The organism is Pseudoalteromonas sp. RWi3 (assembly GCF_054960735.1).
Map to the genome: position 1 here is coordinate 280,508 of NZ_JBHNYL010000002.1, position 26,295 is coordinate 306,802.

The 26,295-nt window shown below is 40.4% G+C and carries 20 protein-coding genes; 10 read left to right on the forward strand and 10 right to left on the reverse strand.

All coding sequences use genetic code 11. The annotated features are described in order from the left end of the window. Nucleotides 1–8: 8 nt before the first annotated feature. The 6 genes from ACFI4Z_RS04770 to ACFI4Z_RS04795 all read right to left on the reverse strand — a co-directional run bounded on the left by ACFI4Z_RS04770 (nt 9) and on the right by ACFI4Z_RS04795 (nt 7,150). Nucleotides 9–2,009, reverse strand: a complete 2,001-nt coding sequence (locus ACFI4Z_RS04770; RefSeq protein WP_462669559.1) for a TonB-dependent receptor — start codon at nt 2,007–2,009, stop codon at nt 9–11. 17 nt (nt 2,010–2,026) lie between these two features. Next, a complete protein-coding gene (locus ACFI4Z_RS04775; RefSeq protein WP_462669560.1) occupies nt 2,027–2,788 on the reverse strand; it encodes an ABC transporter ATP-binding protein in 762 nt (253 codons plus the stop codon). A gap of 214 nt (nt 2,789–3,002) precedes the next feature. After that, complete coding sequence (locus tag ACFI4Z_RS04780; protein ID WP_462669561.1) at nt 3,003–4,523, reverse strand: hypothetical protein; 1,521 nt, start codon at nt 4,521–4,523, stop codon at nt 3,003–3,005. Next, nucleotides 4,523–5,425, reverse strand: a complete 903-nt coding sequence (locus ACFI4Z_RS04785) for an ABC transporter ATP-binding protein (protein WP_462669562.1) — start codon at nt 5,423–5,425, stop codon at nt 4,523–4,525. Before ACFI4Z_RS04785 ends, ACFI4Z_RS04780 begins: the two co-directional genes overlap by 1 nt. A 218-nt stretch (nt 5,426–5,643) precedes the next feature. Beyond that, nucleotides 5,644–6,537, reverse strand: a complete 894-nt coding sequence (locus ACFI4Z_RS04790; protein ID WP_462669563.1) for a spermidine synthase — start codon at nt 6,535–6,537, stop codon at nt 5,644–5,646. Further along, nucleotides 6,530–7,150: a fused MFS/spermidine synthase gene (locus tag ACFI4Z_RS04795; RefSeq protein WP_462669564.1), complete on the reverse strand. Its 621-nt coding sequence runs from the start codon at nt 7,148–7,150 to the stop codon at nt 6,530–6,532. The genes ACFI4Z_RS04790 and ACFI4Z_RS04795 overlap by 8 nt, the downstream gene beginning before the upstream one ends. Nucleotides 7,151–7,359: 209 nt before the next feature. On the opposite strand from ACFI4Z_RS04795, the gene ACFI4Z_RS04800 reads away from it, so the two are divergent. From ACFI4Z_RS04800 to ACFI4Z_RS04810, 3 genes are all read left to right on the forward strand, one after another. Continuing rightward, entirely contained in the window at nt 7,360–7,722 is a 363-nt protein-coding gene (locus tag ACFI4Z_RS04800) for a VOC family protein (protein ID WP_462669565.1), read from the forward strand. 212 nt (nt 7,723–7,934) lie between these two features. Continuing rightward, complete coding sequence (locus ACFI4Z_RS04805; RefSeq protein ID WP_462669566.1) at nt 7,935–8,489, forward strand: uracil-DNA glycosylase family protein; 555 nt, start codon at nt 7,935–7,937, stop codon at nt 8,487–8,489. Continuing rightward, nucleotides 8,486–9,238 carry a phytanoyl-CoA dioxygenase family protein gene (locus tag ACFI4Z_RS04810; protein WP_462669567.1) on the forward strand — a complete coding sequence of 251 codons (753 nt, stop codon included), beginning with the start codon at nt 8,486–8,488 and terminating at the stop codon, nt 9,236–9,238. The genes ACFI4Z_RS04805 and ACFI4Z_RS04810 overlap by 4 nt, the downstream gene beginning before the upstream one ends. Nucleotides 9,239–9,241: 3 nt before the next feature. On the opposite strand, the gene ACFI4Z_RS04815 is transcribed toward ACFI4Z_RS04810, so the two are convergent. Further along, complete coding sequence (locus ACFI4Z_RS04815; protein ID WP_462669568.1) at nt 9,242–13,285, reverse strand: DEAD/DEAH box helicase; 4,044 nt, start codon at nt 13,283–13,285, stop codon at nt 9,242–9,244. 105 nt (nt 13,286–13,390) lie between these two features. After that, complete coding sequence (locus ACFI4Z_RS04820) at nt 13,391–13,951, reverse strand: short-chain dehydrogenase (protein WP_462669569.1); 561 nt, start codon at nt 13,949–13,951, stop codon at nt 13,391–13,393. 107 nt (nt 13,952–14,058) lie between these two features. Here ACFI4Z_RS04820 and arfB point away from each other — a divergent pair, with 107 nt between their 5' ends. Then, the gene (gene arfB, locus ACFI4Z_RS04825; RefSeq protein ID WP_462669570.1) at nt 14,059–14,472 is read left to right on the forward strand and encodes an alternative ribosome rescue aminoacyl-tRNA hydrolase ArfB; all 414 of its coding nucleotides are present in this window, start codon (nt 14,059–14,061) and stop codon (nt 14,470–14,472) included. A gap of 78 nt (nt 14,473–14,550) precedes the next feature. On the opposite strand, the gene hemH is transcribed toward arfB, so the two are convergent. Together hemH and nosR are read right to left on the reverse strand one after the other, a co-directional pair. Then, complete coding sequence (gene hemH / locus ACFI4Z_RS04830; protein WP_462669571.1) at nt 14,551–15,570, reverse strand: ferrochelatase; 1,020 nt, start codon at nt 15,568–15,570, stop codon at nt 14,551–14,553. 80 nt (nt 15,571–15,650) lie between these two features. Then, nucleotides 15,651–16,928, reverse strand: coding sequence for a response regulator c-di-GMP phosphodiesterase, NosR family (gene nosR / locus ACFI4Z_RS04835; RefSeq protein WP_462669755.1), 1,278 nt, complete (start codon nt 16,926–16,928; stop codon nt 15,651–15,653). Between the two features lie 301 nt (nt 16,929–17,229). Between nosR and ACFI4Z_RS04840 the strand changes: the two genes are divergently transcribed. The 6 genes from ACFI4Z_RS04840 (at nt 17,230) to ACFI4Z_RS04865 (ending at nt 26,274) form a co-directional block, all read left to right on the forward strand. Further along, nucleotides 17,230–17,790, forward strand: coding sequence for a heme NO-binding domain-containing protein (locus ACFI4Z_RS04840; RefSeq protein WP_462669572.1), 561 nt, complete (start codon nt 17,230–17,232; stop codon nt 17,788–17,790). Then, nucleotides 17,780–18,733 carry a sensor histidine kinase gene (locus ACFI4Z_RS04845; protein WP_462669573.1) on the forward strand — a complete coding sequence of 318 codons (954 nt, stop codon included), beginning with the start codon at nt 17,780–17,782 and terminating at the stop codon, nt 18,731–18,733. Before ACFI4Z_RS04840 ends, ACFI4Z_RS04845 begins: the two co-directional genes overlap by 11 nt. Nucleotides 18,734–18,848: 115 nt before the next feature. Further along, a complete protein-coding gene (locus ACFI4Z_RS04850; protein WP_462669574.1) occupies nt 18,849–19,499 on the forward strand; it encodes a UPF0149 family protein in 651 nt (216 codons plus the stop codon). Nucleotides 19,500–19,784: 285 nt separating this feature from the next. After that, nucleotides 19,785–22,322 (forward strand): TonB-dependent receptor plug domain-containing protein, encoded by a 2,538-nt coding sequence (locus ACFI4Z_RS04855; RefSeq protein ID WP_462669575.1) that lies wholly within the window; start codon nt 19,785–19,787, stop codon nt 22,320–22,322. A gap of 164 nt (nt 22,323–22,486) precedes the next feature. Beyond that, entirely contained in the window at nt 22,487–22,675 is a 189-nt protein-coding gene (locus ACFI4Z_RS04860) for an alternative ribosome-rescue factor A (RefSeq protein WP_462669576.1), read from the forward strand. 422 nt (nt 22,676–23,097) lie between these two features. Further along, nucleotides 23,098–26,274 (forward strand): glycosyl hydrolase family 18 protein, encoded by a 3,177-nt coding sequence (locus tag ACFI4Z_RS04865; protein WP_462669577.1) that lies wholly within the window; start codon nt 23,098–23,100, stop codon nt 26,272–26,274. Nucleotides 26,275–26,295: the final 21 nt, after the last annotated feature.

A 26,295-nucleotide genomic window follows, 5' to 3' on the forward strand; every position in this document is an offset into this window, starting at 1 on the left:
CATTCCTTTTAAAATCTATATGACAGACTTAAATTGACTGAACGACCATCACTAGGAGAATGGATTGTTTCATCGCCAATCAAGTAAACATAATCAGAGTAACTATCAAATAGGTTGTTGACTCTAAAGCCTGCATTACCCCAACCTAAATCATAATTAAAGGCTAAATCAACGAGCTTATAATCGCCGTATTGCTTATCTTGAACGACGTTACTTACGTAATAATCACCTTGAAAATGCCCATAGACCGCCATTTTCAGCTTCTCTATTGGGCGATAAATAACACCTGCGGTAGCCGTAAACTCCGGCACGCCTAACAACCAATTACCTTTTTGCGCAATTTTAGCTTCACCGGGTTCAACCAGTTTAGCTTCTTGGCGGGTATACGATGCAAAGCTAGACCAGTTTGAACTTATATCCGCACTAAAGGCGAGGTCCCAACCTCGTCGTTTAGTTTCGCCAATATTATCAAAGCCGCCCGAGCCATCTGTTTTTGGTGTTAGTTCATCTTTAGCATCTTGCTGCCAGATAGACACTCGCGTATTTAACCACTCAAATAACTGCCATTTTGCACCGGTTTCATAGCCATAGTTTTTAGAAAACTCAAAGCCAGGGTTGTTCTCACTAAGGTAGGCTTTACTGCCTGTGGGTGCTTGAAAACTAACGCCATAGTTCGCAAAAATATTTAGTGAATCGGTGAGTTCATACAAAACATTAAATTTGGGTTGTAAAATCACCCCATCATCGTTGATTGCTTTGGTTTGTTGGTTGATACCATCAACTAAGTCGCCGGAAAAGCTATCGAGGCGAAGACCACCGCTTAACAATAGTCGCTCACCTCGGTACTGAAGTTGCGTAAATCCACCGGCATTATTGTAATCAAAATCCCAATCACGAAATTGCAATTGACGGGTTTTTTCACTGGTTCTAAAACGTTCATTAGTATTTTCTTGCGCTTGATAATCAAGGCCCATCGTTAACAACCAAGATGGGTTCAATACAGCACTTAATGTTGCAATCGCACCGTATTGGCGATCTTTTTCTAATCGTTCTTGTTGAGTAGATGATGCGGTATATTGAATGTAGCGGTGGCGATCAAATTGTTGAACATAGGTTTTTACACTCAGCTGCCACTGCTTATCAAATGCATGATCCACATGAACACTGAGATGTTGAGTTTGTTTATCACCACTGTCATGTTTAGCGTAATCAGCTGATTGGGTTGCATCGCGTTTTGCGGCTTCCTCAGTAAGGTACCCTGGTGCATCGGCTTCATAATCAAAATAACGCGCAACGACACCTACTTCGGTTTGATTAGTGGGTTGATAAAACCATTTTCCTGAAAAAGTATGTTTTTCCAAGTTACTGTGATCACGATACCCTTGAGTTTCACGTACACCAACAAAGTAATGCTGTGAGAAGGTGTTATTTACGTCACCAAAGTAGCCCTGTGCTTCATAAGTATCAAAGCTGCCCACGAGCACTTCTATTTCTTTGGCATCATCGCGGCGACTACGTAAGTTGAGGTTTCCTGCTAGGTTATGTAAACCGTAGCGCGCATCATGATTGCCTTTTACAACTTCGATTGATTCCACTTCCATGGGGAACAGCGCATCCATTTCGCCCAAGCCCAAGTGCAAATTACTGGGTACGCCATCAATCAGTAACTTGGTGTGTGGCATTGAACCTTCAGCATTAAAGCCACGAATAGCCACATCAGTGGAGATAATACCTTGGTTAAAACGTGAAAAATAAACACCAGGAACCTTTTTTAATAAATCCACAGTGACATTCACGTGTTCATTTTGTAATTGATCTCGGTTAATAATGTCTACAGAGCCGACTAATTGTGCCTCTTTTGCAGCATTATTTTGGTTTATAACTTCAATCACTTCACCAATAAATAAGGTTGAATCTTTGTTTTGCTCATCGTCAGCGTACGCAGCTGTTGAAATGCTCAAGCAAGTTAATAGCGCAAGACTAATTGGCGAAAGGCGGGTACTACACATGTTGATTTTCCTATTCTTTATACAAGTTCTGGTTTTAAAGAGTCAGTATTAGTTAGCACGTTAAGCTTAGGTAATGGATCACCTGAGATGATGTGATGGTAATGTGCTTCAAGTTCATCAAGAGTCAGGGTGTTATTATCGAGTAAGGTACACAGTTTTCCTTGTTTCATAATGCCTATTTGCTTTGCCAGGCTATGCGCGCAATACAGATCATGTGTCACCATTAAAATTGCAGCACCACGGTGTGCTAGCAACTCTATAATTTTGATAAATTCACGGGTCGCACTTGGATCAAGCCCTGATGTTGGCTCATCAAGTAACAGCACTTTTGCTTGTCGCAAAATAGCAAATGCAATGCCTACTTTTTGTCGCATACCTTTTGAATAGCTGCTCAAAGGCTTTAACCACGCACTTTTTTGCAGACCTGTTTGAATCAGTGCATCTTCAACTTGTTCGGTACTAGTAACTTGTTTTGTAAGTGAGGCTAAGTATTGCAGGTTTTCAATCGCGTTGAATTCTTCAAATAAATTTACTTGCTCTGGGAGGTAAACAAGTTTTTGTTTACTTTTTTCTGGCTCCATTTGCACATCAATATTATCAATGGTTATTCGACCAGAGTCAGGGGTAATAAAGTTTAGCAGTAAATTTAGCGTGGTACTTTTACCCGCGCCGTTAGCACCGAGTAAGCAGGTGACTTGCCCCGCAGGAATAGATAAGCATAAATCGTTTAAGGCATTGTTATCACCAAACGATTTACTCAGGTGACTTATTTCAATCATGAGAATCCTTTATTTTGTTATATCGTAACATTTGTTATGTTATAACAGTTTTTGTTTGGGGACAACAATAAGAATAATTCTCAAGAAAATAATCTTACTTAAGAGTATGACTGGCTAGCTTGTAGTCAGAGCAATGGTTTTTGCAAAGTGGTGCAGGCGAGTATGTATCTACCTACACTCGTTTAGGAGGAGTATAGGTAGATTAATTTGCTAACTAGCGTGTTTGTTTTACACTCATTGTTAGTGTAACCATGGTGGCCGCACAGGCTAAAAAGTAGTAAGGCATTCCAGCATGCCAACTGGCTTGGCTATCAACACCTATAAAATCAAGGTATAACCCAGTTTGAATTGGGCCCAAGTACCAAATAGCCGGAAAAAGTACTTCAAACATGCGTTTTGTTTGGGTAAATGCACCACAAAAATAAGCAAGCGAAACCATAAACACAATGCCAATGCATAGCTGTATCATCAATAACCATTGAGCCATTATAGTCAGTCGGGCAAAAGCACCAAAGCAAGCGATTAAAAGCACAGTACACCCTGCAATTAAACTGGCTGTATTTTGTAATATGGGGGTGCGTTTACTGTAGGTCATTATTTCAAGGGTATTGGTTTGCTTTTCTAGTTGCCCCAACGGCGAAATCACGAGCACACACCACAGCAATGAAAGTGGTATTAAAGCACTTATTAATAACTCCTGGCTTACAAATAGCTGACACACATTTAAAACAAACAAACCAATAAACCAACCATTAGTTTGTCCCTTGAGCATTAGTTTAAGCTCTAGCCTAACAAAGCGTGTGAACGAAAATGACTTTGTTGCGGCTATAAATAAGGTATCAAGCATGATTGCGACTTTTTCAAGGTAGCTTGCAAGGACCGAATTTCCTTTTATCGGTGTTGTTGAGGCATGGCTAAAACGGTCAAAGCACCAAAAAGCCAGTATCAAACCTACCAAACTGATTGCCAATAAAGGCAGCATTCCAACAAGGTAAGGTGAGCTTGGCGTAAATCCATCCCATAAAAAGGTGTTTACAGAATTGCTGGTTGTGATACCGATGTTAGACATACCTTGTTGAGCAGGAAAACGGGTTGCTACTTCAGTTTCTAGGTTTTCAAGTATTGCACCGATCCCCGACATTCCCTCGATATTTTGAGTTAAGAAGCCAATCCATAAGAAAAAATAAATAACATTACCCAAACCGCCTCGCAGCCATTTTATTGATTCGAACAAAATAGCGATGGATGAAATAGCGAACAACAAAGGGAGCACAAACACCAGCTGCGGCCATACAAAAGGCCATATATTCAATTGATAGCTCTCACCGTAATACATTTGAATAAAGAGACTCGTGAGTAACATAACCAAAACGATAATCAGCAAAATAAATAGATTGACCGTCCACTTAGCAAATACAAATGCGTGTGTGTTGATGGGGGTGGCAGCAATTAACTCACAGGTGTTTGATTGTCGGTCTAATTCAAGCGCATTTTTAACTAAATAAAAACAAATAATAGGTAAAAACATCACATTGAGCATGGCAAGACAAAGCCCAATCCAGGCGCTATTGTAAACACCGCGATAGCCATTAATGACCAGCGTTTGATATTGCGCATCAGGTGGTGGAAAGTACAATAACGTTAATACCGACATTAATAGCAAAGTTACAATAAAGCGCTGTTGTCGTGTGCGCTGCTTAAAGTCAGCGATAATACATTGCCATATTTGTTTCATTAGCTTGCTCTTTGCTTACACGTAGGCGCAACGTGATCACGGGTAAAATACAAATATGCATCTTCTAACGTGGCTTCTCTAAGTGTTGCTTTTTCACTAGGGCTAGATGGGGAAACAATATTAAGCGCCAGTTTGTTTGCTCGTTTTACACTATGGCTAACAATAAACTCATCCTGAAAGCGCTTAAATTCGTTGTGCTCAACGCTCAGTGTCCAACACTTATCCGCTATTTCTTGTTGCAATTGTGCAGCGGTGGATGAGCGAATAAGATGGCTATTTTTCATAATCGCAACATGGTCAGCAATTGATTCAACATCAGAGACAATATGCGTTGAGAATATAATACAACGGTCAGTAGAGAGCTCTGTTAACAATTGCCTGAAATTCGAACGTTCATGTGGGTCAAGGCCTACGGTAGGTTCGTCAATAATAAGTAATTGGGGATCGTTTAATAAAGCTTGAGCAATACCTATTCGCTGCTTCATACCGCCGGAATACCCTTTTAAAGGTTTGTTTGCTGCGTGGGTTAAATTTAGCTTATTAAGTAAGTCGTCAATAACGTTTTTGCTTTGGGCGTTGCCAAGCCCTTTTAATCCTGCCATATATTGCAAAAACTCAACACCAGAGAGCTGGTCATACACGCCAAAATATTGAGGCAAATAGCCCAGCTCTTTACGTAATAATTGGGGCGCTTTAACAATATCCTGGCCTTTATACAAAATAGTCCCTTGTGTAGGTTTTGTGATGGTGGCTAGAATTCTCATTAAACTCGATTTACCCGCTCCGTTAGGGCCAAGCAACGCTAAAATGCCTGGTTTAACGTGCAAAGACAGATCATTAATAGCCCGTTGTTTGTCTTTACCTTTTTTATATTGATGGCTCAATGATTGAATATCTAACATTGGTGAATGTCTCTTGTTATGAAGTTTATTTACTCAGCAATGATTGGGCCGTTTTTATAACTTATAATTATCAATAACTTAATGTTAAGCTTGATTGTTTAAAACGCAGTTAATCACCACTTTCGCTAAATAATAGTGAAAAGCGTCAATCAAATACCTACTCAATAGTAAGGGGTAAGTGTTGTGCTGTCGCCGACGTTGGTCGGCGATAAAGCGGGCTAAAAGTTAAGTAGGTTCGCTGGCGAGTATTGGTCGGTTAATACCTTAGTATTTGCAGGCCAATCTTGATTGTCTTTGGTCGAGGCCATTCCTTCACTGATTGCAGTCAAGTCGATACCATAAGGTGATAGTTGTGGGCTTAGTTTTTTTATTCGACTGGCAAGTTGCTGCTGTGTGGGCATGTGCTTAAACCCTGCAAGTATGATGCGATTACTATTTTCAGTGGTAGAGACATTAATAAAATCGCCAAACACCGCATGATATGTCGCTGATTCATGCTGGTATAATTTACTTGATGAAAATGTATTTGCAGCCACAATTCCATTGGGTGCAAGCACACTTTTAATTTCTTCGAAAAACTCTTTAGTTAACAAATGCTCAGGAATATAATCGCCATTAAAAGCATCAAGAATAACCCAATCATATTGTTGTTTTTTTATCGCGGCACGTTTAATAAAAATACGGCCATCTTGTACTTTTGATGTAACTTTATCGTTTTCTACAAAAGCAAAGTAATCTCTGGCTACTTTAATCACGGCTGGGTCAATTTCTACGTTTTCAATTGTGGCTTTAGGGTAGAGTTCGTGTATTACATTAGACAGTGTTCCTCCACCTAAACCAATAATGAGCACATTTTTAGGGTCGTCAATCATTAATAAACTCGCAAAAGTGAGTTTTGTGTAGTTAAAAACAAGTTGCTTCGGTTTACTTATGTACATACAGCTTTGACTACTCATACGGGTTTTTTCGTCAAACTTTAAACACCGTAAATCGCCGTTTTCTTCTACTAATATATTTCTGTATAAAGAGCGCTCACTATGGATGACTTCTGCGCTTGTTTGGGAGGTAAATAAGGCTATTGCAACTAAATATAAAGCAGCGAGTTTATGCATAAACCACCTCTTTTTTTGCTAACGAATCAACGACTATCGCCAGTAACCCAAGGCTGCCTATTAAAGTCGCAAAGCCAATGATGATGCTATTAACATCAAATGCGAGCACCATATAAAAAGAGGTAATTATAGTGCCTAAAGCGCTTCCCAAGGTGCTTACAAAGTACAACCCGCCAGCAACTTGGCCGCTTCTTTCACGGTCAGTCACGAGTAATCTAACAGAGTAGGGTGAAATCATGCCGAGGATAATGGTTGGAATGAAAAATAATGCGGTAGAGGCGAGTAAAGAGCCATAACGGCTATCTTCTATATGACTGAAAATAAACGCCATTATAGGCTGTGCAAACAATGCGATTGGTAGCACCATGATACTTGCGACTAAAAAAATCAGTCCATATTTTGTTAACGATGGATTGCGAATCGACATTTTACCGCCAAGTAAATACCCAAATGACAGGCTCAGCATAAACACGGTAATAATACTGCCCCAAATATGTACGCTACTACCAAAAAATGGCGCCAAAATCCGCCCGCCTAGCAACTCGATTCCCATAATACTAAAGCCACTACTGAAGGCTAAAAAGTAAATTAATGCGTTCGTTTTATTAAACATTTGTAGTTTCTTATTGTTGTTATATTTAACCCATCTTAACGTGATGAGCATAGCTTCGCTACACAGTTATATATGTTTATTTACGCAACTTATTTTTTTAATCAGAATGATCTTATCGAATAATTCGCTATTTTTTTTAACTGCTTGTATTCTTAATACAGAAAAAAGCACAGGTCAACCAACGTTAACTAGTTATTAAGGATTAGATTTTGGCAAATCATGAACAACTCAATTATGTTGAGTTTGCAGCAAAAGATTTAGAACAAACAAAAGCGTTCTTCAGTGCTGTATTTAATTGGCAGTTTACGGACTATGGCCCTGAGTACACCGCTTTTAGCAAAGAGCATGCAGGGCTTGATGGCGGTTTTTACCAAGCTCCTTTGTCTGCGAACGCGTTAAATGGTGCTCCACTGTTGGTGTTTTACAGTAATGATATAACGGCAACGCAGGCTAAAGTTCAACAACATGGGGGAGAAATAACCAAACCTGTTTTTAACTTTCCTGGTGGCTGCCGATTTCATTTTTCAGACCCGTGTGGCAATGAGTTTGCTGTGTGGTCTGAAAAAGTATAACGATATGTGATAGATCATTTTTTTACTAACTAGAGCAATTTTTATGACAAAAGCACGCAGTAAAGTATTTAACGCAGCCACTATGTATAAAGCCCAGATTGAAGCATTGCTTTGTAATAGGGCTGTTAGTGGAGTTTGCTTATTAACTGTGCATTAGTAAATTGAGCAATCCAGTGAGGCAAGGTAATTTAGTCGAACAAGTTAGTAATTGCATGATCTGCGAATCTAAACTGCCATTAGGCGTGCGCCCAGTGATTCAATTTAATGCAAAAGCGCGCATTTTAATTGCTGGTCAAGCACCTGGGCTTAAAGTGCATCAAACAGGTAAACCGTTTGATGACGCGAGCGGTGAACGATTACGTCAATGGTTGGGTATAAATAAACAAGCGTTTTATGATGCAACTAAAATAGCGATATTGCCAATGGGCTTTTGTTACCCAGGCAAAGGCCGTTCAGGTGATTTACCTCCACGAAAGGAATGCGCTCCTGCGTGGCGTGAAGCTTTATTAAATGCATTACCTGACATAAAGTTAACGATTGTTTTGGGTAAGTACGCACAGGCATATCATTTGCCGCAACATAAGAACACACCGCTAACTGAGTTAGTAAAATCATGGCGTGAGCATTGGCCTAGTAAAATAGTGTTACCGCACCCAAGCCCACGAAATAATAGTTGGTTGAGTAAGAATCGTTGGTTTGAAGCGGATGTATTACCCGCACTTCAGCAGCAGGTTGGTACTATTTTACAGTCCCAAGGTGATAAATGATCAACACACAATTTTGTAGCACTGGTTTTTTTCATATTCCCGGTTTTTATACTGAAGCAGAGCTTTGCGAAGTGCGCGATGTTGTAAAGTGTTTTCATCAGCAATGGATCCCCGACAACCACTACTTTTACAAAAGCAAGGCGGTTAATAGCGCCTACTTAACGGCAAATACTTATCTAAATGACGCGCAGCGAATGGTGTTATTTAAATTTATTGCCAGCTTTAAATTAATGGCTCAGGTTGATTCTATTTTAACGCGTGCTGCTTTTATGAATACCCAATTGTTCTTTAATCCGGTGAACCCAGAGCAAGAGAATTATTGGCACCGGGATATGCAATATCACTTAGATATAAAAGAACAGCAAGCTGCGTTAACTGGACCTGAAGTTATTCATTGTCGTGTCGCCTTGGAAGATGAGCCCGGTATTGAACTTGTCCCTGGCACACATCGACGCTGGGATACACCCCAAGAGTTGGCAACACGTCTAGCTACAGATGATAGCAATACACACGACGACCTTGCCACGGGGCACACGATAGAAATGCAGGCGGGTGATTTACTTATCTTTTCAGCCAACATGATTCACCGCGGCCTTTACGGAAAAGATCGTTTAGCGCTCGACATACTATTTGGTGAGCCACAGCCAGATGTACTGCATTTTGTTCAGGATATTTGCCTACCTAGCCCTGAAATGCTTGACGAGTTAGAAGATGCCAGCCCCTTTACAGTAACACTGGCACACCAGTAGCCTTTACTCTGCCTGATGAGCTAAAAGAGCCAGTAATTGGTCTTTTGATAATTGACCAACGTCACCACTACCAGCCAACAGTTTGTCAGCTAACGCTTGTTTATGCTCATGCAATTGAAGAATTTTTTCTTCAATTGTATTTTTAGCTATCAATCGATATACAGTAACAGGGCGAGTTTGGCCAAGCCTATGCGCTCTATCTGATGCTTGTTGTTCAACAGCAGGATTCCACCATGGGTCAAGGTGCAATACATAATCTGCGGCGGTTAAATTAAGCCCTGTTCCGCCGGCTTTTAGACTTATCAAAAACAGCGGGGCCTTACCTGCTTGAAACTTTTCAACTTGTTGCTTACGTTTGTTGGTGCTCATGCTGCCATCTAAATAGCAGTAATCAACGCCTCGTTTTTGTAATCGTTGCTCTACGAGTTTCAGTACATCTACAAATTGGCTGAAAATGAGGGCCTGATGATTATTCTCAAGCAGTTCGGTAATAATTGCTTCGGCGGTATCGAGTTTACTTGAAGGCATTTTACTGTTTTCAAGCAATAACTGTGGTGCTATACAAGCGCGGCGTAACTTAGTTAATGATGCCAAAATGGTAATATACTGACTATCTTCTTGATTGGCTTGTTCTAAAGCATTTAAACGCGTTGCTTCGTAAAGTGCTTGTTCTTTTTCAGACAATGCAAAGGTTAAGTTTATTTCGGTTTTTTCTGGCAGTTCAGTAAGCACTGTTTGCTTAGTACGGCGCAATATAAACGGGGCAATTAAGGTTTTAAGGGTATCAGCTTGCTGTTGGTTTTTATCGGCATTACCAAAACGTTTTTTAAACATCGGCAACGTGTGTAAAAAACCAGGCATTAAAAAGTTGAATAAGCTCCAAAGCTCTCCTAAATGGTTTTCGATAGGCGTGCCAGAAAGGGCAATTTTAAAGTGTCCGTTGAGGGCGAATGCGGCTTTTGAACGCAAACTTAATGGATTTTTAATTGCTTGTGCTTCATCAAACACAATATTAGAAAATTCAAACTCACTAAGTTGCTCCCCAATTAATGGTAATAACCCATAACTGACAATAACTAAATCATTTGCGCTTGCAGTGCTTAATACTTCCTCACAGATAGTGGCGTTAGCAATGGTTTTTATATTTAATGTAGGGGCAAAGCGTTCGACTTCTGCTTGCCAGTTATGGCACACCGATTTAGGTGCAACCACTAAGCTTGCGCCAAGGTGGCTACGCATTTGTAATACACTGAGTGTTTGAAGTGTTTTACCTAAGCCCATGTCATCGGCTAAACAGGCATTGAGCCCCCAATTAGCAAGTTGCATTAACCATTTAACGCCTATGATTTGATAATCACGTAACACGTTAACCAAATGAGCAGGTAAAACTGGCTCGACTGTTTGATTAAATTGAGCTAATCGTGTTTTCCAGTTTTCACCAAATGTAACATCCCCTAAATCAGCCAGTGTTTGATGCAATGGCAACGCGCGTGCGTTAGCGATACGCAACTGTTCAATATCTTCGTTATCGTGTTGCATGCCTTCTAGACGATTGAGTAAGTTAGTCAAACGCTGATCTAGGATCAGCGATTGCTCATTATCTAAATTGATAATACTGCCACGGCGCGGCGCTTTGAGTAGTGTTTGTAGTGTGTAAATATCGCCACTAGGTAGTGAAACATCACCACTAACACTTAGCCAATCGCTATCGTCATTAAGATTTAGTGAGAGGTGTTTACTGCTCGCAAGCTTCATACCCTGACTGCTTTCATCCCAGCTAAGTACCAAGGCTTTACTTTTGTTGGCCTGTTCGAGGGTTTCTATTGCTTGGCTTATATCTTCTGGTATAAAAAATTGCTGCAGCGATGAGTTGAGCTGATGATTTTTATCTACAAACACACCGTTAAGATTTTTTAGCAGTTTTTTGAATGTGCGTTTTTCTGCTTTCAGATCACGCTTAACTACAACACTATTGCTCTGAGTATCGTCGTTATAAACTATACTGGTTGCTCCTTCACCAGGCTCTAACCACGGACCATCAACAGTATAGGGCATAACATAAAAGTTGACGTCTATACCCATATGCGTGAGCTTAATGACGGCACTGAACTCGCAATCACCTAGGCGCACATTATTCACTTCGGCAAACTCACTGCGTTGGCTACTTATATGATGATCATTGGCTAAGGCTTTAAGTGCTGCGTTAAGTTGCGGTAGGCGCTCTTCGGTCAGGTTATTAGGTTGCTGCTCAAATAACTGCTGTAATTTTTGTTGTTTTTCACCTACTGCGAATACTTGGTAGCTATTGCCATGGCTATGAGTGAGTAAAAAATCACCATCATAATCATCGATTGTTGGCTTTAATACCAGCTTATAACAGTCGTTTTTATCTTTGGCTATTTCAATAATAAACTCACCTTGTATTAAGGTAAGTGGATCGCCACGATGATCTTCTAAGCTATTAAAGTCAATCAAGGCTTGCAGCACTTTCGCAGTTGCTTGTACTTCTTGATAACCAAAGCCGGCATGATTATAAATAACGTGTATTAAATTGATATCGGCTCCAGTTAAGGCTGGCTGATATTGCTCATTTTCAAGATCGTGAATGGCCACTTTACGGCCTTTAGTCCACTCATTTTTTGCATTAAGTTGTTGTACTTTTGCTTGTACAAGCGGCAAGTCAAGGTGGGTAAGATCAAGTTGCCAAATTACACGCATAGTGTTTTTTTGCTCGTTGATTTGGCTAACTTCATCGAGCCATCGTTGCCATTGCGGTACTCGCGAAAAGTATTGCAAAATACCTTCGTTAGGCAGTGCTGTATCATTGCTGAGCCACTTGGCTAAGTGTAAACACTGTTCGCCTAACCAATGTGAATGATCAGCAAGCGTATCTAATAACTGTTTAAGTAGCGCCGATTGACCCCGTAATTCATCTATTTGTTCATCGTTGGCATATTTCACCAATGCAATTAAAAAACAAAATAAAGCCGCAACTGCGTTAGGGTTAATCATCAAGTTGTTTAATCTGTTGATGAGCCGATAACTAGGAAACTGTGAAATAGGATCATTATCAAGCAAATAATCAACGGCCATACTGGTGTAAGCGTCTTCACCAAAGTGTTTGTAGTACCAATTTTTACACGTGGTTAATTGCTTTATATCAGCAGCACTGCCATTAATTAGCAAACAGAGCGTGTAAAGCAGCCCTGTCATTTGTGCGGGATAATAGCCCTTACCAAATCTTTTTCTAAAACGGGTGAGTGCACTTTTGTAGTGAGTTATTGCTGTTTCTGGTGCATCGCCCTTAATAGCAAGGGTATTTGCCTCTAAAAAAAATGCGTGTTGCCAATCTGCTTGGCTATCGAGTAACTCATCGTATTGATTGTCTTGTAATAATACTGCAAGGTTTTCATTAAAATAATAACGCGTGTGCTCACTCATCCCATCACACGAGTTTACTAATGCAGGCCAAGGTTTTGGTGCCATTAAATTAAAAAATTGTGCGTGAGCGAAGTGAATCAGGCATTCTTGCTGCCATTGTTTTGGTAGTATTTCCCAAAGCTGATTAGCAAATTGAGATTGGCCAAGTAAATGTACAAACTGTTCGCCTAGATCAAATTCAGCATTAACAACAAAGTGTTTTTTTGGGTTATCAAAATGCAGTAGTAATAAGGTAATAAAGTTTAGTGCTTTGTCTTGCTGATGATAAACATGGCTGATTTCAGTCAATAATGGCGCAATTAAGCTTGTTTGGTGTTGCTTGAGATTAATGACTATAAAGGGGACTGCATCTGTAGTTACTTTATAATGAGGGCCAAAAGGGAGCTTCAACAGTAAATTTTGTTCTACCAACTGAGTTGTTAGTGTGTCTAGCTCAGTTTTAGAAAATGAATAGCCGGGTTTTATTTGACGAAATAGCCGCTGAGTGATTTGCTGAACTGAATGTTGAAAACCATACGACGAGGCGCTTAACAGGTGCGCAAGTAAAGCGCAGAGGGATTTTTGTTCGTCTGGTGTTTGTACGCTTGGTAGAATATTCCGCGGCATAAATTTATTAAAGTCCGATCATAGATTGTGTTCAGTATAAAGATGCCATTCTAACAAGCAATAAAAAAGCGACACTAAGGTCGCTTGTTTATTTTTATATAATGCTTATTGCAAAGCAGCATATAATCGTTTTAATTGCGGCATATATTCTTTAACAAGCTCAAGGTTATGAGCACTTACTAAAGGTGCCTCACTACTGTTTGCACTTGCAGAGTTACCTACCATGCCCATCATTGAAGTTGCGCCTTTATCTTTAGTCGCACCCATACTTTGTAGTCCACCCATAAGCTGATTCACTTTTTCTTTATTCTTGGGTGATAAATCACTTTTAATAGTCTCAAAATAGGCCATTGATACTTCAGTGCCTACGCTAAGCAACTGCTCTGGTGTAAAACCATACTGGTTGGTAAGTGTCGCAAATTCTTTATATAAATCATTATCTTTAATCGTACCCAGTGCGCTTAATGCTAACGCATTGTTATTGCTATCTGAACTGCTAAGTAAGCTTTTTAAATTAGCACTTTTAAGTGCATCTTGCTCATTTGACCAGTCAACAACTGCGGGAAGGGCTTGGATGTAACTTTTTAGCTCATTTTCAGTCATATCTTTAGCATAGCTTGAAAAACTCATTGCCATTAAGCTCAGTGCCATCACTAGTTTTTTCATGTTAAATTCCTTATAAAATAGTCTACTTGATTAAGCAAAGCGCCAATATGTGGGCTCAACTACTAACAAATGTTACACTTTCATTTTGACAAAACTATCTGAACCTAATGTTAATTATCTCAAATACAGTAACAATCGATGAGTGGGAAGTAGAACTTACTGCAATTAGAGCGCAAGGGGCTGGCGGGCAAAATGTGAATAAAGTGGCCAGTGCTATTCACCTTCGCTTTGATATTAAACGCTCTAAACTGCCTGACTTTTACAAGCAGCGACTGCTGCAACTTAATGACAATAGGATAACAAAAGAGGGAGTGATTGTTTTAAAAGCGCAAAGCCATCGAACACAAGAACTCAACAGAGAAGATGCATTAAAGCGCTTAAAAGATTTGATTGTGTCAGCTACTAAACTACAACGCGCTCGCCGTGCAACAAAACCAAGCAGAAGTTCGCAGCGCAAGCGCATGGATAAAAAAACCAAGCACGGACAAACCAAAGCGCTGCGCGGCAATATAAAGCTTTAGAGCCTTTTTATTGGGGAGCGCCCACATACTAAGTTCTATATGTGGGTGAAAACTCAGCCTTGAAAATAGCTGCTTTAGTTAAAGCATAGGTTTTAGTACATTAAATAATGCATTAATGTGATCATCTCTGTCGTTCAGCGCTGCAATGTAACGATACTTTTCACCGCCTGCATGCTCAAATATTTCACGATTTTCGCTTTCCAACTCCTCGAGCGTTTCAAGGCAATCAGCACTAAATGCAGGGCTGATAATAGCGATGTCTTTAATACCTTCACCCGGTAACGATTCAAGAGTGGCGTCAGTGTATGGTTTTAACCATTCAGCTTTACCAAATCGGCTTTGAAAAGTGCTAATTACTAAGTCTTTATCAAGGCCTAGTTTTTCAACAACAAGACGCGTGGTTTGCAAGCACAAGCAATGATAAGGGTCACCATTATCTAAAAACTGCTTCGGCATACCGTGGTACGAAAAAACTAACTTCTGTGGAATACCGTTGGCTTGTAAGTCTTCACTTACGCTATTGGCAAGAGATTCTATGTACCGTTCGTTTTTGTGGTAACCATTAATAAAATGAAGTTCAGGTACCCAGCGCCACTTTTGTAGTACTTTGGCAACAGCATCAAAAGTTGAGCCTGTTGTTGGGCTTGAGTATTGAGGATACAAAGGAAAAACCACAATACGCGTTAGGCCTTTGTCTCTAAGTTGCTCAAGGCCCGCTTCAATAGATGGGTTACCATAACGCATTGCCATCACTACTTCAGTATTGGTGTAACCTTGAGCTTTAATGTAGGCATCAAGCTTATCGCGTTGCTGGCGAGTAATATGTGTTAATGGCGAGCCATTTTCCGTCCAAATACTTTCGTATAGCTTTGCAGAGCGCTTAGGTCTAATACGTAAAATAATACCGTGGAGGATAATCATCCAAATAAGCCTAGGGATCTCAACGATACGAGGGTCAGATAAAAACTCTCTTAAATAAATACGCAAAGCTTTCGCTGTGGGGGCATCTGGGCTACCTAAATTGGTGAGTAAAATTCCGGTTTTTTGATTAAAACGCTGATCATGAGGGTTATCGGTAACGGCTGAAAATCGCGACACGCACTGCTCCTAAAATAGACAGTAATTAGATATATTATTATGCTATTGTAACGAAGAAAAGGCTAATAAAGATCACTAAATCACGATGATTTGATCATGATCCTAAATGGTGATGGTTTTTTAGCTTCTAGTTGTTGTAACTTCTCAATGGACTTAGCACTAAACGTATGATCTTTTGGTAAAAGCATGATACCAGCATGACTTTGCAACGCATGACCTAAAACCATACCTACTTGTAATTCCTTTGCGCTTATTATTTTCATTGAGCCCACTTGAGACTGCTGTTTTATAAATGTTAGCTGGCATTGTTCAAGCGCAGATACAATTTTAGGATGATAAAAATTTCCACTGTAGCGAGTTATCACATCAATTGCATGCTGGTGGCGCTTGCTAAGTTCTAAGTTGTTGTTTTCGTAAGCGTTCCAATAATCTCGAGCAACAGCCAAAATCATTGCACTGAGGGGGATTTCATTTCCTTTTATACCTTTGGGAATGCCATTGCCGTTATAATATTCATATTGATGATAAATAGCCTCAGAAACCTCATGTAAATGAGTTGCGGGCATGAGCATTAATTGTGCAGTACTTGGGTGCGTGTAAAAGTTTTTACGTTGTTGATCCGTTAATTCATTGACAGGTTTTTTATACAGATCAGGGTCCATAGCAAGCAAGCCTATTTGTGCTAAATAACCCGCCATTGATGCCATTTCAATATTTTTTGGCTGGAGTTTTAACTGTTTGGCGATTTCAGTGCAGGTATTAGAAATATTTTGCGCTTTAGTACCATCTAGGTATGGGTTGGCGTTAATAAAGTTATACAAAACCTCAACAGTGCTCTGATGCTCGTCAACCTCGTGCGCATTGGCGATTTCTAACTTTTTTAAAACCAGCTTAATTTGTTTAGTGCGCTTCTCAACACGTTGCTCTAGCGAATTGTTAAGCTCTTTAAGTTGCTTATTCTGCTCTGTTATTTTTTGTTGCAGTCGTTGGTTTTGTTTTTTTAATTTATATTTTTCGACGCTGTCAGCCACTGTGCTCAACAGCAAGCTATTTTGCCAAGGTTTTTGAATAAACCCATGTATTTTGCCCTTATTTACAGCATCTAGGGTGGTATCTATATCGGTAAAGCCAGTCACCAAGATTCGTTGAGAATCTGGGGAAATCGCCTGAGCCTGATTAAACAGATCAGCGCCGTTTATCTGCGGCATACGCATGTCACTGATGATTACTGCAAACTCGTGCTGTTTGATTTGCTCTAGCGCTAAAAGTGGATTTGTAAAAGTTAACACATTTTCGTGCTGACTTTTCAACAGCCTTGATAAAGACCGCAGCACGATTTCATCATCGTCTACACACATTATTTGAATAGCTGACGTCTCCACAAACAACTCCTTTATTTTTATACACTTTAAACATAGCGCGTGAAACCCAGTTTATAAACGTGTGAAAAAAATAAATTGTGCTAATTTTATAAATATAAGTAATGCAAAGACATCAAAATGTATTGTGCCACTATTATAGTAAGTGAACCTCACTCATTTATTTAACTCATTGGAGATGATTCACTATTATTTATTTAATATTTTTAGCTGTGGCAATAAAGGACATTTATTCTAGGCCATCAACAGTACATATGCGTCACTGTGGCTGTAAAGTACGATGAAGGGGAGTATTTTTTGTGCTTTAAAAACGATGGTTGTACAGCATACAGATGAGTCTTATTGGGATAAGCTACAAGATAAATATGCGGCTGAAGGGCGCTGTTACGTTGCTGTGAATGATTACCCCGATACAGAGCTCTATGCAATGGTTGCAGATATTTGCGAGACACTGCAAATCGTTCGTGATGAAGTGTTGGCCTTATTTGGGCGTCATTTATTCGCGCATTTAATGCAGCATTATGAAGTCGTTGTTAGTCGCTTTGCCCATTTTGAAGCCCTTATTTTAAACATAAACAATGTGATCCACAAAGAAGTAAACAAGCTGCATCGTGGAGCTAATTTACCCACCATGCGTTGTATAATGATCACATCTGGGCATATTGAAATCCATTACAATTCACCGCGCAAATTATGCATCTTAGCAGAAGGCTTAATTTATGGAGCTGGTGATCATTTTGATATGTCGGTCAAAATAACACATCCGCTGTGCCAACACCGAGGCGCTGAATCATGTATTTTAAATGTTTATTACACACGATTGGAAGAAAATGACGGCTAAAAGCAACGATTTTGAGCAAGCATATTATCAAGAGCGAGCGGCTCGAATTAAAGCTGAGCAATTAATTGAAGACAAAAGCCAAGTTCTGCATGCGCTTAATCAAGAGTTAATAAAAAAAGTGGCTGATCTTGAGGTTCAGCAGCAATTATTTATTCAAGCAGAAAAAATGTCTACGCTTGGCACCTTAGCGGCAGGTGTTGCACATGAAATAAACAACCCACTTGCATATGTAATGAGTAATAATGAGTACCTACTACAAACACGCTTAACAATAGATAAAATACTTCTATTAAATGAACAGTTCGTATCTGGAAAACTAGAGCAAGAGACATTCAAAAGCGCATTAAAAAAATTACGAACATCACAGTCGTTTATTGAAATAGGCACAGAGATCAAAGAACTCATTGAAGACTGTGACGAAGGTCTTAGACGAATCAATACTATTGTGAGCAATTTGCTGGACTTTTCACGGCCATCAAATAATGAAAAAGAACTTTCTGATATGGCTGATGGTGTCAAAAACGCTTTAAAGTTATTAAAAAATCAGCTTAATAATTACAACATCACCACGAGTATTAATACGTTACCACTGAGCATGTGCAACTTATCAACTATTAACCAAGTTGTAGTTAACTTATTGATTAATGCCAAGCATGCGTGTGATGCAGTGGGCGAGCGAGATGGGCATATTCATGTACATACTGGTTTTGAGAATGAAAAAATAGTCATATCAGTGACTGATAATGGCTGTGGAATGAGCGATGATGTAAAGGCGCAAATTTTTAATCCTTTTTTCACCACAAAAGCAGTTGGAACAGGAACTGGAATGGGTATGTCATTAGTGTATACCATGGTGACGGACCACTTAGGAACAATTGAAATAGACAGTACAGAGAATCAAGGGACAAAAGTGAGTTGTTTCTTCCCAGTGGTCAACCTATAGGGTGACTATATAAAATCTAACCTCTGTTAATTTGTTAAAATATTTGAATAAATTAGCTTAACCCTCTACTGTATTTATAAATAGTATTGAGTGCCGTAAAATTTTAGGGAAAATTATGATCAACGAAGACAGCTTGAATCTGCTTGCAAGTTTATTGCAACAACATTCTGAGTCAAATAAATTAAGCACTGACCATGTAGTGGGTTTTATCAGTGGATTACTTGCGTGTTCAGAGTTTTATGGTGAATCAGAAATAGCCAGTTATATTGCAGGTGATAATGAAGCTGTGTTCAATACATTGATGAACGATTCAAAAGAGCGCGACGCAATGAACAGTTTGCTAGACGGCTTGACTGAAGCGCAAATTGCCCAAAAACATATTTTAAAAATACTTTATGCCCCAGCAGAGAATACACAAGCTCCCAGTGTTGCATTACAAAATTGGTGTACAGGGTATTTAGCAGCATACATGCTCAACCAAGAAGTATGGCAGCAAGATTTTAATTTCTTACTTAATGTAGATAAGCAGCAAGCCAAGCCAAAAGAAGATGGCCAGCTGTTTGTTGATAATTTTCAAGCAAGCCTAAATTTACTCGCTACTTTTGCAATGTGGGATAAAGCATTAGCAGAGCACACAGATCCAACAACTCTTAGCGCTGGGTTTACCACTCTGTTTGCAGGTTTAGATGAAAGTTTAGTCTCAATTGCCTCAATGGCCTTAATGCTCGAAGACGAAAAACTAGCCTTGTTAGAAGAAGAAGGTTAATTTTTAACAGTTGAATAAAGCATGATTTGAATAATCATGCTTTTTTTTGAGTGAAATTCAATCAAATTAATTTTTTATTATAAAATTTAGATAAAAATTGCATATTTCGACCATTGTCGTAGCTAAATGTGTTTCTTTTTAGAGACAGATATTGCTAGGATGCTTGGTAAGGCATTTTTTAAGTTACGCATTTAGCGTGACTAAATGATGAACTAAACCAATAATTTAAATTAGCTCACTCGTGCCGCAATCCATGAGTTAGTGAATTACAGGGTCGAACACAGTATGACAACATTTCGTTTTAGCTCACTAGCAGTGGCAGTTGCCTTTGCAATGAGCGCCCCGGCTGTAATAGCGCAAGAACAGCCAGTTCAAGCAGAAAAAAATATAGAACAAATCTCCGTATTGGGTTCTCGTGTATCAAACCGCACAGTTACCGAGTCTTCTTCGCCAATTGATTTAATCGATGCGGATACGCTAAACAAAGGTGGATTCACAGAGTTAGGTCAAAGCTTACAAGCTACGGCGCCTTCGTTTAACTTTTCACGTACGCAGGTATCGGATGGCTCGGATCTATTTCGTCCTGCAACACTTCGCGGTTTGCAGCCTGATCAAACCCTTGTTTTAGTTAATGGAAAACGTCGCCATAACCAATCAATATTTGGATTGGTTGGCACCGTAGGAGCAGGTGCAGCCGGAACAGACATGAACGCGATTCCATTATCCGCATTAAAAGGAGTTGAGGTTTTACGTGATGGGGCTGCAGCTCAGTATGGCTCTGACGCCATTGCAGGGGTAATAAACCTCTCATTAAATGATTCAACAGGTATTACCAAAGGTTATGTCCAAATGGGCAGCACCAAAGAAGGTGATGGTGATACGTTAACCATTGGTTTGAACCGTGGTTTTGATATTTCAGATGCAGGTGGTTTCATCAACTTCTCCGCAGAATATCGTGATGCTGACGGTACTAACCGCGCACAACGTGACATTGGCGGTTCATCAGATGTGCCATACGGAACCTTATCCGATGATGTACGCTGGGGGCAAGGTAATGCTGATAGTGAATTCACATCATTGTTTTATAACATGGCGCTACCAATGGGCGATGTTGAACTTTATTCATTTGGTGGTTACTCCGAGCGCACCGCATTAGGCAATGGTTTTTACCGTAATTTTGATGCCGCAGCTAAAAACGTAACTCAAGTCTACAGCGATGGGTTTTTACCACGCATTTATAATGAAGCGCAGGATATGTCAGTTGCGCTAGGGGTCAAAGGCGACTTAAATACGGATTACAGCTACGACGTATCCGCTGTGTATGGTGAAAACCAATACGATTTTACATCACGTAATACATTAAATGCCTCTTACGCGGCTGAATACCTATTTAACAACCCCAATGCAAGTGATGCAGATATCGCTGCAAATTCAGGCCCAAATGGAGGGTATTCAGGTGGCTTTAGGTTTGATCAAACCACTATCAATGCAGACCTTACTGGCGTTATTGATATTGGCACAAGCGAGCCAATATATTTAGCTGTAGGTGCAGAATACCGAGAAGAGAACTACCAAATAGTGCCTGGGGCTGAAGCATCCTATGCCTGTGGTTTGGCAAACATGGACACTTCATACCCTGCGGTAAACGATTCAAGTCAATTTGCAGAGTGTGGCTTCCAAGCATACAACGGGCTTCGTCCTGAAGCATCAAATAAGCAAGGGCGTGAAAGTTATGCCATCTATATTGATGCTGAAACAATGCTAACAGATGAGTGGAATATCAGTGCAGCATTACGCTATGAAGACTTTTCAGATGCGGGTGATGACTTAATTGGTAAAATAGCCTCACGCTATGAATTTTCAGATGACTTTGCCGTGCGTGGCGCGCTTTCGACTGGCTTTAGAGCACCGTCATTGCAGCAAAGTGCATACACCGCTTACACCACGAATTTAGGTGCTGGCGGGGTACTTGAGCAATCGTTTATTGCCACTGCTGGCTCTGAATTTCCAGCAGCATTAGGGGTGGAGAGTTTAGCGTTAGAAAGCTCTGAAAATATCAGCTTTGGTTTTGTTTATGATGTAAGCAGCGAGTTGTCATTAACCGTTGATTTTTACCACACCGCTATACAAGACCGTATTACATTGGGTAGCTTCTTATCAGCAAGCGATGTTGCCTTTAGCCCTGCGGCTGTAGCTGCATTAGCTAAAACAGGTGCCGATCAAGCTGCTTACTTCTCAAACTCAGTAGACTCAACCACCAAAGGGGTTGATATTATTGCCTCATACCGTACAGATTTATACGACGGTAATTTTTCAGTAACGTTCGCAGGTAACTTAAACACAACTGAAATCGATAATGTTAATGCGCCTACTGGCATACCACAAAGTATTGCCTTAGATGATATTCAACGTAGTTTTTTAACGGATGGTCAGCCAGGTGAACGAGGCACTTTAACATTTGATTATGAGCGAGATGCAGCAAGTGCCATGTTGCGTTTCAACTACTATGGTGAGACTGATGTGAAGTACTTTGGTAATGATCACATTGGTTTACCTAATGAGTTATCACCTACGGGTGAGTTTAAAGCCACCAGTATTGTGGAATCGGCGGTGTTAGTTGATGTAAATGTTGGCTATGAGTTAAGTGAGTCACTCACCATAAACATGGGAATAGATAACTTATTTGATGTAACGCCTGATGAGTTAGGTCAAGATGAAGTACTTGATTTTATAACTAACCAAGCGTTCAAATACCCTGTAAGAGCTTTGCCTTATGGTTTTGATGGCATGACCTATTATGCAAAAATGAGTTTTAGCTTTTAATCGCTCACTACATATTTTTAAGCGCAGTGTCTACTGCGCTTTTTTTCGAACATAAACCGCTAAAATGTATTTAAAATGCTTGCGCTGTTGAAATTTACGCATACAATCGCCATTTCAATTTATGTGCATATGCACAAAATACTTTCTAAATTTAAAGGTCAGATATGAGCAAAAAGGTAAAAACAAACAGTAAACTAGACACCGGTCGTGGCGTTATTCGTGACAACGCGTTAGCAGCATTGGTCACATCAAAAGTGTTTAAGCCACAAGTTGTAAAAGCTAAAAAAGGCAAAGGTTCTTACAGCCGCAACAACAAACACGTAGGACGAGAGTCTTATTTAATGGCTGCTTAAAGAAGCAGTAATCAAATAAGGCTTTTTGCCAAATTATAATAAAATGAAGCCCCGCTTAGATAACTTTTTTCTAATGTGGGGCTTTTTGGTTATATAAAGCACAATTTATCCCCGGAATGTTCTTTTTACGTTAGCGTAAACCTCAGCTCAAGCCCGCGCAAATACTCATGAAGTTAGGTTAATTTAATGTTAATTTTGTGTTCAGTTAAGGTATGTCACATTACCTCAAATATAAGTTAATTAATCACTTAATTAATACTTTAAGATTATAAAATAAAAAGTTGTAAGTCCTTTTTTATTTGTTTTTGGTCTGTATTTGTACCTTTATTTTCGAAAATTAAGTTGACGTATGTGTAAACTGTGTTAATTTTGAGTTCAGTTGTAAAGTAAATGTTATTTTTAACCCCTGGGCGGAGGAGCAGATGAGCTCACGTAATATATTAATAAATGCCTTTAAGTTAAGTGCCCTATCACTTAGCGTTATTGGTCTAAGTGCGCATGCAGCAGTTGACTGTAGTGCGCTAACTTCATGGCAATCAGGTCAAACACACACAGGCGCAAGTCAAGTGCAGTCACAAGGAAGCGCGTATGAAGCCAAGTGGTGGACGCAGTCTAACCCTGTGGAGAATGCAGGTGACTGGCAAGAATGGAAATTGTTGGGTCAATGTGACAGCGCTGTCACTGAAAATGAAAGCCCATCGATTTCAAGCTTAAGCCCAGCTGATGGATCTCAATTTGCCGATAAAGACAGCGTTGTCATTTTGGCATCAGCAACAGATGCTGATGGCACAGTCGCCAATGTTGAGTTTTTTGTTGATGGTACGTCAGTACTGGTTGATACCACTGCACCGTTTAGTGCAAATTGGCAGGCTACCCCTGGTTCACATCAAATTAGTGCGGTTGCAACAGATGATCAAGGCGCAAAATCACCACAAATTACACAAACAATTAGTGTGAGCGATGCCGTTGTAGTTGACCCTGTAAATCAAGCACCCGTTGCCGCTATTTCATTTAGCACGCTACCGGATCAACTGGTTGTTGGTTCGCAGGTGGTGTTTGCACTTTCTGGTACTGATAGTGATGGCCAAGTAACGGGTCTAAGCTTTGCAGCAAACGGGGTGGATGTTCATCAATCAAACTCACCACAGAGCAGTTTTGCATGGCAAGCAACGGCACTTGGTCAGGCAACTTTTACTCTAACGGTGACCGATAACGACGGTGCAACAGCGCAAGTAACAAAAGTATTAACGGTTGTTGACGAAAATACCGGCCCAGTTACGGGCAGTGATTGTCGTCCCCAAGGTTTGTATCAAACACCCGGTGTAAATACGCCTTACTGTACAATCTATGATGCAGATGGTCGTGAGATCATGGGCCCAGATCATCCACGCCGTGTAATTGGATACTTTACTAGCTGGCGTAATGGCGCTAATGGTCAACCCAGCTATTTAGTGAACGATATTCCGTGGGATAAAATCACCCACATCAACTATGCATTTGCCCATGTTGATGCAAACAACAAAGTATCAATTGGCGATCCTGCGTCAGTAAATAACCCTGCCACTAATATGGAATGGCCGGGCGTAGTTGGCGCAGAAATGGACCCAGAGTTTAACTACAAAGGTCACTTTAACCTGTTAAACAAATACAAAAAACAACACCCAGATGTAAAAACACTCATATCTGTGGGCGGTTGGGCTGAAACCGGCGGTTACTTTGATGAAACAGGCCGTGTTGCAAGCGGTGGTTTTTACACCATGACCACCAATGCTGATGGTTCAGTTAACCATGCAGGTATCAATGCATTTGCGCAAAGTGCAGTTGAGTTTATTGAAAAATATGGTTTTGATGGGGTTGATATCGATTACGAATATCCATCATCAATGAATGACTCAGGCCATCCTGATGACTTCCCAATTTCAAACGCACGTCGTGGTGGTTTAAATGCCTCATACCAAGTGCTAATGAAAAAAGTACGTGAGGCGTTAGACCGTGCAGGTGAGGCTGCGGGTAAACATTATTTACTCACGATTGCATCGCCATCTTCAGGTTATTTGCTACGCGGTATGGAAACATTCCAAACTGTTAAATACCTTGATTACGTTAACATCATGTCGTACGACTTACACGGCGCATGGAACTCACACGTAGGCCATAACGCGGCATTATTTGATACTGGCTTAGACTCAGAGCTTGCGCAATGGAATGTATACGGCACCAAAGAGTTTGAAGGCATTGGTTATTTAAATACTGATTGGGCAGTGCGTTACTTCCGTGGTGCGATGTCAGCGGGTCGTATCAATATTGGTTTACCTTATTATACCCGTGGCTTCAAAGATGTATCAGGCGGAACAAACGGTTTATGGGGCCAAGCGGCATTACCAAACCAAGCTGATTGCGCTAAAGGTACTGGCGTAGGTGAGAAAAACAAATGCGGTAATGGTGCGTTAGGCATTGATAACCTTTGGCATGATAAGAACGATGCAGGTCAGGAAATGCCAGCAGGTTCAAACCCATTATGGCATGTTAAAAACCTTGAAAATGGGATTGTTGGTTCGTATTTAGGCGTGTATGGCTTAACACCTGATACCGACGCCGATGACCGCTTAACAGGTACTTATACTCGTCACTATGACAGCGTTGCCGTTGCACCGTGGTTATGGAACGCAGATAAAAAAGTATTCCTTTCAATTGAAGATGAAGAGTCGATGGCAACAAAAGTTGATTACGTTATCAACAATGGCCTTGGCGGTATTATGTTCTGGGAGCTGGCTGGTGACTTTGACTATGACTCAGCCAAAGGCGAGTACTTCATGGGGTCAACGCTAACTTCACTTGCATACGATAAGTTTAATCAAAGCGGCGTTGCATATGATGTACATGGTGGAAATCCAAACTTCACAGTGCCTGCTGAAGCAGTAGATGTAACATTTACTGCAAAAGACTTCCCAATTGGCGATGATAACTACCCAATCAGCCCAACATTTGCATTTACTAACAACTCAAGCCTTGATTTAAGTGGTGCAAAAATCTCATTTGATGTGCCGGTATCAACCTCAGCTATTTTTAAATCTAACTGGAATGCGCAAGAAAAATTGGGCATGGCAGTAGAAGTAAATGGATCGAACGCAGCGGGTAATAATATTGGCGGTTTTGAGAACGAGTTCCACCGTTTCTCAATCACACTGAACAATGAATGGGGCGGTCAACCAAAAGACTTTAGTGCTGGTGCAACTGTTAATGCGCAAGTGATGTACTACATGCCAATCACAGGGCCTAGCAACTTCACCATTGAAAAAGATGGCAAAACTTACGCATTCAAAGCTGAGTACCCAATGCTCCCTGATGCCACTTTAGGCAATGGCGGTGGTGACACAGGCGGCGGTAATGGAGGCGGTGACACATCAGGTACATGTGAGGGTGTAGCAATTGCTGATATTGCGGTTTATCCAAACTTCCCCCAAACCGACTGGGCAGGCAACCCTAGCCATGCTGCTGGCGGCGATCTAATGGTGCATAACAATGCAGTGTATAAAGCCAAATGGTGGACCAGCTCAGAGCCAGGCACTGCCGATTGGAGCAAAAGCTGTAGCCTGTAAACAATAACAATAAAAGAGGGT